Below are 13,243 nucleotides of genomic sequence, written 5' to 3' on the forward strand. Positions count from 1 at the left end.
GGCAATGTTGAAACAAAAAGGGCGAGGATGCCCCCGCCCTTTCGCTTCCGGATATTTCTGTGGGCTCAGCCTTTCACGATCGACCTGCCGGCGTAGAGCGCCTGCTTGCCGAGTTCTTCCTCGATGCGGATGAGCTGGTTGTACTTGGCCATGCGATCCGAGCGCGACAGCGAACCTGTCTTGATCTGCCCGCAATTGGTGGCGACGGCGAGATCGGCGATGGTCGAATCTTCGGTTTCGCCTGAGCGGTGCGACATGACGGCGGTGTAACCGGCCTTGTGTGCGGTCTCGACGGCGTCAAGCGTTTCGGTCAGGGAGCCGATCTGGTTGACCTTGACCAGGATCGAATTTGCGACGCCCATACGGATGCCGTCGCGCAGCCGCGCCGTGTTGGTGACGAACAAATCGTCGCCGACCAGCTGGGTCTTCTTGCCGATGAGGTCGGTCAGCGTTTTCCAGCCGTCCCAGTCGTCTTCGGCCAGCCCATCCTCGATCGTGATGATCGGATAGTCGGCGGCGAGCTTGGCCAGATATTTGGCCTGGGCCTTCGGATCGCGGGTCTTCCTCTCGCCTTCATAGACGTAGTTGCCGTCCTTGAAGAATTCGGTCGCGGCGCAGTCGAGGCCGAGCGCAACCTCTTCGCCCGGCTTGAAGCCGGCCTTCTCGATCGATTCCATGATGAAATCGAGCGCAGCGGGCGCGCTTTTCAAGTTAGGAGCGAAGCCGCCCTCGTCACCGACATTGGTATTGTGGCCAGCATCCTTCAGCTTCTTCCTCAACGTGTGGAAGATTTCCGAACCCCAACGCACGCCGTCGCACAGCGTCGGCGCACCGATCGGCAGGATCATGAATTCCTGGAAGTCGATCGGGTTGTCGGCATGGGCGCCACCGTTGATGATGTTCATCATCGGCACCGGAAGCACATGCGCCTTTGTGCCGCCGACATAGCGGTAGAGCGGCAGGCCAGCCGCTTCCGCCGCGGCCTTGGCAACAGCCAGCGACACACCGAGGATGGCGTTGGCGCCGAGCCGGCTCTTGTTGGGCGTGCCGTCGAGCTCGATCATGGTCTGGTCGATGTGGATCTGGTTCTCGGCTTCCATGCCGCCGATCGCCTCGAACAGCTCGCCATTGACGGCCTCCACCGCCCGCAGGACGCCCTTGCCGAGGTAGCGGGCGCCGCCGTCGCGCAGTTCGACCGCCTCATGGGCACCGGTCGAGGCGCCAGAGGGCACCGCAGCGCGGCCCATCGAGCCGTCTTCGAGCACGACGTCGACCTCGACGGTCGGATTTCCGCGGCTGTCCAGGATTTCACGCCCGACAATGTCGATGATGGCGGTCATTTGCGATGTCCCCGATTGATCTGACGAAGCGTCGCGCACGTCTTAGCCAAAGTGCCGCAAAACGCAATCGGGGCGTCTGCAAATATTGCCGCAACCTCCGCGCTGGCGATTCACGAAGCACGAAATTGATGTCATCATAAGTCATGGCGGCCTGCGGCTTTCTGGTTTATGCTTGCAGTCGCGCGGGGCGAAACAGGAGGAGTTTCGCCATGTCCCAGTTGAGCGGTATCGTGAGTTTGTTCCTGATCGCGGCGGCATTCCTGACGTCGTGTGACACCCAGCAGTCGCAACAAGGCGCGGTAGAGTTGTCGACCCTTCAGGCGGAGTAGATATCCCGCAAAAAAGGCCCCCGGTTCAACCGGGGGCCTTTTTGATTCCGGCAGATCAAGGTCAATGCCAGTAGGGTTCGACCTTGTAATAGTTGTATGAAGCGTCGCGTGCCGCTTCACCGTCGGCGCCCGTCAATTCGTTGATCGAATAGGCGGGAGCAGTCTTCAGTTGCTCCTTCGTGAACGGCACGACGTAGCCGCCCTTGTTTTCGTCATAGTCGAGGCTCGCCCACGGAATGGCATGGTACTTCTCGCCGATGCCGAGAAATCCGCCAAAGCCGATGACGGCAAACATGATGCCGTTCGACAACTTATCGAGCATGACATCCTCGATGTCGCCGATGTGCGTGCCTTCCGTGTTGTAGACGGATGTGCCGATGACACGCGAGGCAGCGATGGCTTCAGTGTGTCCTGTCTGGGTCGTCATGGTGTGCTTCTCCTTGTCGTTGACGCTATGCATTGACAATGAGAGGCGCGGATGAAAGTTCCAGACTTTTCGACGCCGACCCGGGCCTGGGGTATGTTCAGCCCTTGGCGACGCGGTCGAACGCCATCAACCTTTCCAGCAATGGCGGAAGATCCTTCAGCGGCACCATGTTGGGGCCGTCGGAGGGGGCATTGTCGGGATCCTGATGCGTCTCGATGAAGACGCCGGCGACACCGACCGCCACTGCGGCGCGCGCCAGCGTCTCTACGAAGCGCCGATCGCCACCCGTGGAGCCGCCCTGCCCGCCCGGCTGCTGCACCGAATGCGTAGCGTCGAAAATCACCGGCGCGCCGATCTCGGCCATGATCGGCAGAGCGCGCATATCGGATACCAGCGTGTTGTAGCCGAAGGATGCGCCGCGTTCGGTGACCAGCACATTGGCGTTGCCGGAACCGGTGATCTTGGCGACGACGTTCTTCATGTCCCACGGTGCGAGGAACTGGCCTTTCTTCACATTGACGACCTTGCCGGTTCGTGCCGCCGCGATCAGCAGATCGGTCTGGCGGCTGAGGAAAGCCGGAATCTGCAGGATATCGACATGCGGCGCCACGACCGCGCACTGTTCCTCGGTATGGACATCGGTCAGGATCGGCAGCGAAAACGCCTTGCGCAGATCGTCGAACACGGGCAGCGCCGCATCGAGCCCGGCGCCGCGCGTGCCGCCAAGCGAGGTGCGGTTGGCCTTGTCGTAGCTGGTCTTGTAGACGAGACCCAGCCCCAGCTTCTCAGTCAATTCCTTCAGCGCGCCAGCCATGTCGAAGGCGTGCTGGCGCGATTCAAGCTGGCACGGGCCGGCAATCAGCGACATCGGCGCGGTGTTGCCGAAGACGACGTTGCCGACAGTGACGGAGGAATTGGGCTTGCTCATGCGATCTCCCGGAAAATGAAGGCCGCACCCTGCCCGGATGCCGGCCGCACGACAATATCATTGCCGCGTATGTCGTGTTCGACGGAACGGGCTGCAAGCAGCTTTGCAACGGCGTCTGCGCGGCGAACCGAAAAGACTATCGCCGCGAAGCAGAGTTCCGACGGCGCACCGGCAGCCATGCCGAAGCGCTTTTCGAAAGCGACGGGGTCAAGCAGGGTCAAGGTTGCGTTCAACAGGCCAAACGCGATGCTGCTCCCCTGCCCGGCGGCGGGACTGCGCGCCGCGATTGAAATCAGTCGGCGCTGTTCGGAGGGCTCGTCGCTGACCGCCACGACTTCGATGATGCCGGTCGCGCCATTGGCGTGGATTTGCAACGCGGCGCGGTCCACTTTCGGCGCATTGATCCGCTCGCAGGCGAACAGGAATGCGTCCGTCGCCCCAGCGCCGGAGGCAAAGGCCAGTTTGAACGATGCCGTGTCGCTCTTTCCCGCCGCGTCGGTGACGGCGCGCGAAAAGCTCAGCATGTCTCCGGCCGACAGGCCGGTTTCGACATAGCGCGCGTGATCGGCTTCCGCGTTCCCGGTACCCAGCACCAGGGCGGAAAAACCCTCACTGCCACGCTTGCCGCGGTAGGTATGATCGCGCGCGACGAAGACGTTGCCGTCCGCGATCGCTTTCGCCGCCGCTTGCGCGTTGCCCACCGCCAGCGGCTCGAGATAGGTGCCGTCTTCAAGGAAGACGCAGCAGTTTTCCGTTCCGAAAGGATGGATGCCGGTCGGCGCCACGACAAAGCCAAGCGAATCGAGCCGCGCCCGCGCCACGTCGAGGCTCGCGGTCGGCAGCACAAGATGGTCAAGCGGATAAGCGCCTGGCGAATGTGGGCCTGCTAGCATTGTCTCGGTCATGCCGGCGCGGTGTGCATCATTCCGGACGTTGGTTCAAGAGCCTCGCCCGACGCCGCAAGGATCAATACGGCCGATCGCGAAGCCTGCTACGCGGGGCTCCAGAATACTTGCAGCTGCCGGAAACCAACCTACGTCATCCAAATGAGGAATATCCTGTTCATAGCGGCCGCGGTCGTCGCGATAGCTGTTCTTGCCATGCTGGTCTGGAACGCGCCCAAGCGGCCGGGCGCCGATCCGACCGAGCCGACTGCCGCCCAGACGGAGTAAGGGAAGCACGTTGCTCCCGCTTCGGCGATTTCTCTTCAGGTCGCCGCCACAATATCCGCCGAATATCGCAATTCGCGCAGCGGTTTGACCTGGCTGGTCGTCTCGGCATAGAGCGGATGCGCCTTGTAGGCGGCCAGAGCGGCATCATCCTCAAACTCGGCATAGACGACGACGTCGATTTCGTTCGAAAGCGGGTCGACCTTGGTGTTGAGCGTCACTTCGAAAAAACGGGAATGGGGAATGTCGCCCAGCGCCAGCAAGCCCGTGCGTACGGCCTCGACATCCGCTTTGTGCCGCGCGCTGAAAAAAACGATATGCCGGATCAATCCAGCCTCCTCGATCGATATGCAAACGTGTTTTGTGTGGGCAAAACGGTCGCGTCAACCGGCACGATGTCGCGCCGACAACGTGCGGGGAAAAGAAAGCTACACCAGGCTGGTGATGTAGCGCACGATGCGCGTTATCTCCCTGACGGTGGTGTCGAGATAGCTGCCCTGATTGTAGAGTCCGTCCCAGATCAGGAAGAACGTGACGGCGCAGATGACGATAACATAACGCATGGCTAAAACTATCGCATGGGAGCGGCTGCAACCATAGTGATTCCGCGTTGACCAGCGCCCTCCCCCGAAATCTTTCTGCTCGGTCTGCTTGCCTTGACGTTGTGAAGTCGTCGAAGGCCGCAGGCCGACGCTTGGCCCAGCCAGTTCCCGCCTTGCCTCTTGAAGTTCGGATCGATGACGTGGAAGATTGGCGGCGGGGTTCACCGGGAAGTGCCGTAGCTCTGGTCAAAGGGTGTACTTTCGTTCGGGCCCGCCGTACCGAACGGTGAGCTATCTGGACCAGAGAGCGTCGAACCCGGCGAATGAACTGCGCGAGAGTGCGGAAACCGGCCATTTTCGCGCCGACTCCGCAGAGGTCCGGGGGCGTGACATGGGTTACAATGAACATGCCGACATTGCGTCGGGCGACGCGGTCAGGCTAGACGAATTCAATTTCGCCGAAACCGTCAAAGGCCTGCCGGCCAAGGCGCGCATGGTGTTGTCGGCGGCGATGAACCTGCCGCGTGGCTCGCTCAAGGTGAGGATGCCGGACGGCCGCGCCGTCCTCGTCGGCGGGAAGGCGCCGGGTCCGGACGCCGAACTGGTGCTCAAGAACTGGCGCTTGCCCGGCCGCGCCTTCACAGGCGGCACCATCGGCATCGCCGAATCCTACATGGACGGCGATTGGGACAGTCCCGATGTGACCAGTTTCCTGGAACTTTTCGTGGTCAATTCGGAAATCGGAGAGCGCATCGCCGGCGGCGCCAGTTGGCTGATCAACGCCGTCCAGCGTGCCCGCCACTGGTTCAACCAAAACACCCGCACCGGTTCGAAGCGCAACATTTCGGCGCATTACGATCTCGGCAACGCCTTTTACAAGGAATGGCTGGATCCGAGCATGACCTATTCGTCGGCGCTCTATACGACCGGCGCCAACGATCTGGAAAGCGCGCAAGCCGCCAAGTATCGCGCGCTGGCCAAGGACACGGGCATCGGCGCGAAAGACCACGTGCTGGAAATCGGTTGCGGCTGGGGCGGCTTTGCCGAGTTCGCCGCGCGCGAGTTCGGCTGCCGCGTCACCGGATTGACCATCAGCCGCGAGCAGCATGATTTCGCCAGAGCGCGCGTCCAGAAGGCCGGTCTTGCCGACAAGGTCGACATCAAGCTGCAAGACTACCGCGACGAAATCGGATCCTACGACCGCATCGCCTCGATCGAGATGTTCGAGGCGGTCGGCGAAAAGTACTGGCCGGTGTTTTTCGGCAAGATGAAGGATTGCCTGCGGCCTGGCGGCACTGCAGGCCTGCAGATCATCACCATCAACGAGAAAGCCTACGACACCTATCGCGCCCGGCCGGATTTCATCCAGCGCTATGTCTTCCCGGGCGGCATGCTGCCGACGCCGTCGATCCTGAAGACGCTGGGCAAAGACCATGGCCTTGCTCATCTGCGCGAGCGCATTTTCCCGGACGACTATGCGCGCACGCTCGCCGAATGGCGCGAGCGCTTCTGGGCGTCATGGGAAAAAATCGTCCCTCTCGGTTTCGACGACCGCTTCAAGAAGCTCTGGGAGTTTTACCTGCATTATTGCGAAGCCGGCTTTCGCGCCAGCTACATCGATGTCCGCCAAGTGGTTTACAGGGCCTAGGCCGGCGACGTCATCGCCCTGATTTGGGCCATCGCATCATTGGGCGATTGCCGTGAAAAAGTCCGATCCCGACGCAAGATGCGGCGCAAGGATCGGAATCACATCATGCGCAAACGGACAATCCCCCTCATTGCCATTGTTGTTGTCGCTGCGGGCGGCATCTGGCTCAACAACAGCTCGCTGCTGTCGAGCCGTCCAGCCGGCACCCCGGCCGTGCTTGCGCATCGCGGCTTGGCGCAGGATTTCGACCGCAAGGATCTCGGTTCCGACACCTGCACGGCCGAGCGCATGCTGCCGCCCCGCCATCCTTTCCTTGAAAACACGATTCCCTCGATGGAAGCCGCCTTCGCACTTGGAGCGGACGCGCTCGAACTCGACGTCCACCCGACCACGGACGGCAAGTTCGCGGTCTTCCACGACTGGACGCTGGATTGCCGCACCGAAGGCAAGGGAGAAACGCGCGCCCATGCCATGTCCGAGTTGAGGACGCTCGATGTGGGCTATGGGTACACGGCGGATGGCGGCAAGACCTTCCCGTTTCGCGGCAAGGGGATCGGCATGATGCCGTCACTGGACGAGGTCCTGCAGCGCTTCCCCAACCGCCGTTTCAACATCAACATCAAGAGCAACGACCCAGGGGAAGGCGAGGCGCTGGCCGCCTGGCTCGCCACGCTGGTGCCAGCCGAGCGTGCCAGCCTGACAGTCTATGGCGGCGACAGGCCGGTCGCGGCGGTCAAGGCGGCGCTGCCGGACATGCATACGCTGAGCCGCGCGTCGCTGACCCGATGCATCCTGCGCTATGCAGCGCTCGGCTGGAGCGGCTACGTTCCGGAGGCGTGCCGGCGAGACACCCTGCTCATCCCGATCAACGTCGCCCGATGGCTATGGGGCTGGCCAGACCGTTTTCTGGACCGGATGGATAGCGTCGACACCCGCATCTACCTGCTCGGTCCCTATGCCGGCAGCGGCTTTTCGCAAGGGCTCGACGATCCCGAACTGATCGACCAGTTGCCTGACGGCTATTCCGGCGGCATTTCCACGGATGCGCTGGACCTTGTCATGCCGGTGATCAAGCGGCGTTTTGGCCCGTCTGCGTGAAGGCGACGGATACCGCGCTGCGGTTTCAAATCGACGCGCAAAACCTCGCTTTCGCAAAAGCGCGCTTTCAAAGCGTGATGCGGTACTTGGCAAACGTCAGCTCTTGTCGTCGTCGCCCTGGGTGATCAGCCGCGCGCTGCGCTGACCTGTCACGTAGATCCATAGCCAGCTCAGCGAAACCGCAAGCCGGTTACGGAAGCCGATCAGGAAGTAGATGTGCGCGAGACCCCACAGCCACCAGGCCGGCCACCCCGTGAGCTTGATCCAGCCGAAATCGATAGCGGCGGCGCGCTTGCCGATCGTCGCCAGATCGCCGTCATGCTTGTAGCGGAAAGGACGCGGGGTTGCATCGCCGACAAGCCGGGCCTTGATCGTCGCTGCGACATGCCAACCCTGCTGCTTGGCGGCGGGTGCTACGCCGGGCACCATCCGGCCATCGGGCCGCAGGGCGTGTGCAGCGTCACCGATGACGAAAATCTCCGGGCTCCCCGGCACGGTCAGGTCGGGCTCGACCAGCACCCTGCCCGCGCGATCCGCCGCCGCCCCCAGCCATTCGGCGGCCGGCGAAGCGGCGACCCCCGCCGCCCACAGGATTGTCCTGGCCGGCAGGTGCGTTTCACCGAAGACGACGCCTTCGGCATCGCAGCGTGTAACGGGCCGGCCGAGTTCGACCGTGACGCCAAGCCGCTCGAGCGCCTTCTTGGCATAGTCGGAGAGTTTCGGCGCGAAATTGGGAAGGATGCGGTCGCCGGCCTCAATCAGCACCACACGCGTCTGTCGCGTATCGATGTTGCGGAATTCGCGGCGCAGCGTGACGTGCGCCAGTTCGACAATGGTACCGGCCAGTTCCACGCCGGTCGGTCCGCCGCCGACGATCGCCAGTGTCAGCAGCGCCTGGCGCTTGGCGGGATCCGTCTCCCGCTCGGCCAGCTCGAAGGCGAGCAGAATGCGCCGTCGAATGGTGGTGGCGTCCTCCAGCGTCTTCAGCCCCGGCGCGAAAGGCTCCCATTCGTCGTGGCCGAAATAGGCATGGCGGGCGCCGGTAGCCAGCAGCAGCGTTTCATAGGCGACCGCGCCGCCATCCTCGAGCAGCACGCGTTTGCCGGCGCGGTCGACGCCGTTGACGGTGGCGAGCAGCGTCGTCACGTCCTTGCGCTTGCGCAGGAGATGGCGGATCGGCCAGGCGACTTCCGAGGTGGCGAGCGCCGTAGTCGCCACCTGGTAGAGCAGCGGCTGAAAGAGATGGTGGTTGCGCTTGTCGATCATGGTGATGCGCACCGGCGCGCCGACGAGCGCGCGGGTGAATTCGAGACCCCCAAACCCCGCCCCGACGACGACGACATGATGGCTGGGTTCGTTCATCTCATTCACTCCGGGAGAGCAGGTTGGCCGGAACAGCAGGCTGGCCGGAACAGCAGGCTGGAGAGCAATTTCGCCAAGGCTGGTATAGGTATTTTTGTGCACCGCAACAATATCCGACTTTGCCGACTGCCCGGCCTAAGATGTCGCGAATGTACATGCCCTATCCTGCCGCCGCGTATAATTTCATCGAAACAGACGACAGGAGTGGAACTTGGATAGCGATCATGACGACGACGGTCCGGGGCAATATTCCTCGCCGCCTTGCTTCATGCACGAGCTCGACCCGGAATTCCGGGCGCCCCTATCCGACTGGACCGACGTGAAACGTTGGCGCAAGGCCGAGCGCGAGCGGCTGATTGCGGCCCGCCTCGCTGTCTCGGCTGACGCGCGAACGGCAATGTCGCAGCGCATCGCCGAAAGCCTCGACGCGGTGATCGGCGACAACGCCGGCCGCATGGTCAGCCTCTACTGGCCGTTCCGCGGCGAGCCGGATTTGCGCCCTTGGATGGCTTCCATCAATAAGCGCGGCGGCCGTACCGCACTGCCTGTTGTCGTCGAGAAAGGCCGGCCGCTAATCTTCCGCGCCTACGCACCGGGCGACCGGCTGGAGAAAGGCGTCTGGAATATCCCGATCCCAGCCGAAGGCGATCCGGTGCTGCCCGACACCGTCATTTCGCCCATCGTCGGCATCGACCCGGGACAGTTTCGCCTAGGCTATGGCGGCGGCTTCTTCGACCGCACGCTGGCGGCGATGCCGTTCAAGCCGCTGGTCATCGGTGTCGGCTACGAATTGCAGCGCATCGCCACCATCTACCCGCAGCCGCATGACATCCCGATGGACCAAGTGGTGACAGAGGCCTTCAAGGCCTAAAGCGCGTCGCATGAATCCCTTAAAGGATTCATGCGACGCGCTTTAAGTTCTTGTTTTTATGCATGTCGTTATCGCAAAACCGCTGCACACTTTTGCGCCACATGCATTAGGCAAGTTCCGGTTTCATCCCCACGGCCGTGCGGTCGACGATCTCGCGCAAGGCGAAGGACGAATTGATCTTCGTCACATGCGGCATTGCCGACAGCCACTCCTTGTGGATGCGCTCGTAGTCGACGAGGTCCTTTGCCGCGATGCGCAGGATATAGTCGTATTCACCCGACATCAGGTGGCAGGACAGGACATTCGGGCAGCGCTTTATTGCTGCCTCGAAATCCGACAGCGTCTTCTCGAATTGCCCCGACAGCGATATATGCACGATCGCCGTCATCTGGTGGCCAAGGGCCGCGTTGGAAAGCCGGGCGTGGTAGCCGCGGATGGTTCCGGATTTCTCCAGATTGTCCAGCCGCCGTGAGCAGGCCGACTGCGACAGGCCGACTTTCTCGGCAAGCGCCGCATTGGGTATCCGCCCATCCTTCTGCAATGTTTCGAGAATGGCGATATCAATCCTGTCGAGCGGCATTTTTCGGGATTCCTGCGACAATCCGGCTATTTTTCGCAACGATTATCGAGCCGCGCGCTCCTACGCAAGCGTATTCGCAAACACTTACGCAACGATTCGTGGTTCACTACCTCTAAAGAGGGAACGTGCCCAGCAGGGCCGGATCAGGAGAAGAAAATGCGCGTCGGCTGCCCCCGGGAAATAAAGAATCATGAGTACCGCGTCGGCCTGACGCCGGGCTCGGTCCGCGAATATGTCGCGCATGGCCACGAAGTGCTGGTCGAGGCGGGAGCCGGTGCCGGCATCGGCGCCGACGACAACGCCTATCGTGCCGCCGGCGCCACCATCGCCAAGACGGCCGCCGATGTGTTCGCCAAGTCCGACATGATCGTCAAGGTCAAGGAGCCGCAGCCCGAGGAATGGGTCCAGCTCCGCGACGGCCAGATCCTCTACACCTATCTCCATCTCGCTCCGGATCCGGAGCAGACCAAGGGCTTGCTGGCCTCCGGCGTGACGGCCATCGCCTACGAGACGGTCACCGATGACCGCGGCGGCCTGCCGCTGCTGGCGCCGATGTCGGAAGTCGCCGGACGCCTGTCGATCCAGGCCGGCGCCACCGCCCTGCAGAAGGCCAATGGCGGTCGTGGCGTGCTGCTCGGCGGCGTGCCCGGCGTGCTGCCCGGCAAGGTCACGGTGCTCGGCGGCGGCGTCGTCGGCCTGCATGCCGCCCGGATGGCGGCCGGCCTTGGCGCGGACGTCACCATCATCGACCGCTCGATCCCTCGCCTGCGCCAGCTCGACGATATCTTCGGCGGCCGCGCCCACACCCGCTACTCGACTGTCGAGGCGCTGGAAGAGGAATGTTTTTCGGCTGACATCGTCGTCGGTGCCGTGCTGATCCCGGGTGCCGCCGCGCCGAAACTCGTTACCCGCGAAATGCTGTCGGGCATGAAGAAAGGCGCCGTGCTGGTCGACGTCGCCATTGACCAGGGCGGCTGCTTCGAGACTTCGCACGCCACGACTCATGCCGAGCCGACCTATGAGGTCGACGGCGTCATCCACTATTGCGTCGCCAATATGCCGGGCGCGGTGCCGGTCACTTCGGCCCACGCGCTCAACAACGCGACGCTGTATTACGGCCTGCAGCTTGCCGACAAGGGCCTGAAGGCGCTGGTCGACGATCATCATCTGCGCAACGGCCTCAATGTCCACAAGGGCAAGATCACCAACCGCGCGGTGGCCGAAGCACTCGGCTATGAGCTGGTCGAGCCGAAGGCCGTTCTCGCCGCCTGAACCCCGCCGCTGATCCTTCTGCCGACAGAGCCGCCGACACCCTCGGCGGCCCACTTTTCTACAGGCAATTTCACGGATTACGGTCGGTTGAACGGCTTTGCGCGTTTTGCGTGCAATATGCCTTTTCTGTGGCTTTTTTGTTACAGCCACCGCCGTGAGCCGATGCTAGGAGCATATCGGGTTTTAATAAGGTAGGGGCTAATGACCATCAAAGTATTCGCAAAATCTCTTCTTCTTGGCGCAGTTTCCGTTCTGGCGCTCGGGTCGGCTTCCCATGCCGCCGACGCGGTCGTGCCGGTCGTCGAGACATCGGGCTTCAACTGGAGCGGCATCTATGTCGGCTTTGGCGTTGGCGCCGGGGCCAATGTCCACGAACTCAGCGGTGATTTCCTTCCTGGCTTCTCGCTGAATGGCATTGGTGGTGAAGGCGTTTACGGTGAACTGACCGTTGGGTACGACTATATGGTGTCGCCGCGCTTCCTGATCGGCGGACTTCTGGACGCCCATGTCGGCAACATTGAAACCACGCTCGACGTTGCTGGATTGGATGCTTCGGTCCAGGAGACCTACGGCTTCGACGCTGGTTTGCGGGCTGGTTACCTCTTCACGCCAAACACCTTGGGCTACGTGCTCGGCGGCTATTCCTGGCAGAAATACAAACTCGACACGAACGCAGGTTTTGATTTCGATTGGGACCAGAGCGGCTACTTCGTCGGCGCTGGCGTTGAAACGGCCGTCAACAGCAATTGGACCATCAAAACCGAATATCGCTACACCCGCTTCGGCACCAAGGATGATCTTCTTGCCGATCTCGGTGCGCCGGATGGCACCCTCGAGCTCGACACGTCGCGGCATACGTTCCAGGTTGCGGCCAACTATCGCTTTGGCGCCCAGAATGGCGGCGTCGCCTCCTTTGAAGCCCCTGCCTACAACTGGACAGGCTTCTACGTCGGCGGTGCCGTCGGTGCGGGTGCGTCGGTGCATCAGATCGACGTTCCTCCGGCTGGCCTCGAGTTCAACGGGCTCGGCGGCGAAGGCGTATTTGGCGAATTGAACGTCGGCTACGACCATGATTTCGGCAACTGGGTGGCAGGTGTCATGGTTGACGCTCGCTACTCCGGCATGACTTCGGAGCTGAAAGTTCCGGGCGGATCCATTAACCTGGATACTGATTACGGTTTCGATGTGCTTGGCCGTGTCGGTATGAAAGTCAACGAGTCAACCCTCGCCTACGTGCTCGGCGGCTACAGCTGGCAGCACTTCGATCTGAATGCATCTTCACCCATCGGCGATATCCTCGATTGGGACTCCAGCGGCTTCTCGGTGGGTGGTGGTCTGGAAACGGCCATGTCCAGCAACGTGACCGTCGGCCTCGAGTACCGCTATTCGCAGTTCTCCGAGAAGGATTTTTCGTCGGAAATCGGAGCGCCGGACGACAGCCTCACCTCCACGCCTTCGTTCCACACCGTTCGTATCGGTGCGAAGTACAAGTTCAACTAGAACCGTCCAGACAACAGTCAAAGCCCGCCGGTCATTCCGGCGGGCTTTTTCTTTGTTCGGAAAAGGTACGGCGCTGGAAATCCGGGCAACAAAAAAGCGGAGCCAAAGCCCCGCTTCCTCTGATATCGAGACTTCCCGCCGGTTCATCCGCGGTCGGCAAATCGATCGACGATTATT

At 62.0% G+C, this 13,243-nt stretch carries 14 protein-coding genes; 6 read left to right on the top strand and 8 right to left on the bottom strand.

Features of this window, described 5'->3' with window-relative positions:
- Window positions 1-65 precede the first annotated feature (65 nt).
- The 4 genes from eno to IQ26_RS10245 form a co-directional block, all read right to left on the bottom strand.
- Window positions 66-1,340, bottom strand: coding sequence for a phosphopyruvate hydratase (gene eno, locus IQ26_RS10230; protein ID WP_145716475.1), 1,275 nt, complete (start codon window positions 1,338-1,340; stop codon window positions 66-68).
- A gap of 390 nt (window positions 1,341-1,730) precedes the next feature.
- A complete protein-coding gene (locus tag IQ26_RS10235; protein ID WP_145716477.1) occupies window positions 1,731-2,096 on the bottom strand; it encodes a PRC-barrel domain-containing protein in 366 nt (121 codons plus the stop codon).
- Between the two features lie 97 nt (window positions 2,097-2,193).
- Complete coding sequence (gene kdsA / locus IQ26_RS10240) at window positions 2,194-3,024, bottom strand: 3-deoxy-8-phosphooctulonate synthase (RefSeq protein WP_145716479.1); 831 nt, start codon at window positions 3,022-3,024, stop codon at window positions 2,194-2,196.
- Complete coding sequence (locus IQ26_RS10245) at window positions 3,021-3,929, bottom strand: VOC family protein (RefSeq protein ID WP_145716482.1); 909 nt, start codon at window positions 3,927-3,929, stop codon at window positions 3,021-3,023. Before IQ26_RS10245 ends, kdsA begins: the two co-directional genes overlap by 4 nt.
- 141 nt (window positions 3,930-4,070) lie before the next feature.
- Here IQ26_RS10245 and IQ26_RS41050 point away from each other — a divergent pair, with 141 nt between their 5' ends.
- Window positions 4,071-4,196, top strand: a complete 126-nt coding sequence (locus IQ26_RS41050) for a hypothetical protein (RefSeq protein ID WP_276316412.1) — start codon at window positions 4,071-4,073, stop codon at window positions 4,194-4,196.
- Window positions 4,197-4,231: 35 nt separating this feature from the next.
- On the opposite strand, the gene IQ26_RS10250 is transcribed toward IQ26_RS41050, so the two are convergent.
- Entirely contained in the window at window positions 4,232-4,522 is a 291-nt protein-coding gene (locus IQ26_RS10250) for a Dabb family protein (protein WP_145716486.1), read from the bottom strand.
- A gap of 99 nt (window positions 4,523-4,621) precedes the next feature.
- A complete protein-coding gene (locus IQ26_RS41055) occupies window positions 4,622-4,756 on the bottom strand; it encodes a hypothetical protein (protein ID WP_276316413.1) in 135 nt (44 codons plus the stop codon).
- 370 nt (window positions 4,757-5,126) lie between these two features.
- Here IQ26_RS41055 and IQ26_RS10255 point away from each other — a divergent pair, with 370 nt between their 5' ends.
- Both IQ26_RS10255 and IQ26_RS10260 read left to right on the top strand, forming a co-directional pair.
- Window positions 5,127-6,383: an SAM-dependent methyltransferase gene (locus IQ26_RS10255; RefSeq protein ID WP_145716490.1), complete on the top strand. Its 1,257-nt coding sequence runs from the start codon at window positions 5,127-5,129 to the stop codon at window positions 6,381-6,383.
- 105 nt (window positions 6,384-6,488) lie between these two features.
- Entirely contained in the window at window positions 6,489-7,481 is a 993-nt protein-coding gene (locus tag IQ26_RS10260) for a glycerophosphodiester phosphodiesterase family protein (RefSeq protein ID WP_145716494.1), read from the top strand.
- Window positions 7,482-7,577: 96 nt separating this feature from the next.
- On the opposite strand, the gene IQ26_RS10265 is transcribed toward IQ26_RS10260, so the two are convergent.
- Window positions 7,578-8,843: an NAD(P)/FAD-dependent oxidoreductase gene (locus tag IQ26_RS10265; RefSeq protein ID WP_145716498.1), complete on the bottom strand. Its 1,266-nt coding sequence runs from the start codon at window positions 8,841-8,843 to the stop codon at window positions 7,578-7,580.
- Between the two features lie 268 nt (window positions 8,844-9,111).
- Here IQ26_RS10265 and IQ26_RS10270 point away from each other — a divergent pair, with 268 nt between their 5' ends.
- Entirely contained in the window at window positions 9,112-9,714 is a 603-nt protein-coding gene (locus IQ26_RS10270) for a 5-formyltetrahydrofolate cyclo-ligase (RefSeq protein WP_162457918.1), read from the top strand.
- Window positions 9,715-9,820: 106 nt separating this feature from the next.
- Here IQ26_RS10270 and IQ26_RS10275 read toward each other — a convergent pair whose 3' ends face one another.
- Window positions 9,821-10,294 carry an Lrp/AsnC family transcriptional regulator gene (locus IQ26_RS10275; RefSeq protein ID WP_023675099.1) on the bottom strand — a complete coding sequence of 158 codons (474 nt, stop codon included), beginning with the start codon at window positions 10,292-10,294 and terminating at the stop codon, window positions 9,821-9,823.
- A 156-nt stretch (window positions 10,295-10,450) separates the two neighbouring features.
- Between IQ26_RS10275 and ald the strand changes: the two genes are divergently transcribed.
- Both ald and IQ26_RS10285 read left to right on the top strand, forming a co-directional pair.
- A complete protein-coding gene (ald, locus tag IQ26_RS10280; protein WP_145716502.1) occupies window positions 10,451-11,566 on the top strand; it encodes an alanine dehydrogenase in 1,116 nt (371 codons plus the stop codon).
- Window positions 11,567-11,767: 201 nt separating this feature from the next.
- The gene (locus IQ26_RS10285) at window positions 11,768-13,066 is read left to right on the top strand and encodes an outer membrane protein (RefSeq protein ID WP_145716504.1); all 1,299 of its coding nucleotides are present in this window, start codon (window positions 11,768-11,770) and stop codon (window positions 13,064-13,066) included.
- Window positions 13,067-13,243 lie beyond the last annotated feature (177 nt).

The organism is Mesorhizobium tianshanense (assembly GCF_007830515.1).
Lineage (GTDB): Bacteria > Pseudomonadota > Alphaproteobacteria > Rhizobiales > Rhizobiaceae > Mesorhizobium > Mesorhizobium tianshanense.